This is a genomic window from Zoogloea sp. LCSB751, from assembly GCF_002028455.1.
In the GTDB taxonomy this organism is placed as follows: Bacteria; Pseudomonadota; Gammaproteobacteria; order Burkholderiales; family Rhodocyclaceae; genus Zoogloea.
Genome location: NZ_MWUM01000336.1, coordinates 1 through 259, shown reverse-complemented (window position 1 = coordinate 259; position 259 = coordinate 1). Strand labels below are relative to the sequence as shown.

1 protein-coding gene is annotated in these 259 nt (G+C 67.2%); it reads left to right on the top strand.

Annotated elements, in window-relative coordinates; all coding sequences use genetic code 11:
* Window positions 1-8: 8 nt before the first annotated feature.
* Window positions 9-259, top strand: a 251-nt coding sequence (locus B4920_RS26855; RefSeq protein ID WP_139379718.1) for a beta-ketoacyl synthase chain length factor, incomplete at its 3' end; no start/stop codon positions are given.

The following is a 259-nucleotide window of genomic DNA, read 5'->3' as shown; positions in this document are numbered from 1 at the left end:
CCTGAAATATGCTCTCTTTCTCGCTGCTGGATAGCCAGGCACTGTCTCCGGGTCTGGCCGATGAGGCCGCCTGGCAGGCGTGGGCGCAGCAGGGCCGCTGGCCCGTCGACCCGCCGTTTCCCGCTACCCCCTTGCTGCCCATGATGATGGCGCGCCGTCTGAGCCAGGGCTCCCGGCTGGCGGTGCAGGTGGGGCTGAGCCTGCTGGCTCGCCATGTCATTGATTACGCCATCTTCGTCAGCCGTCATGGCGAGCTGGC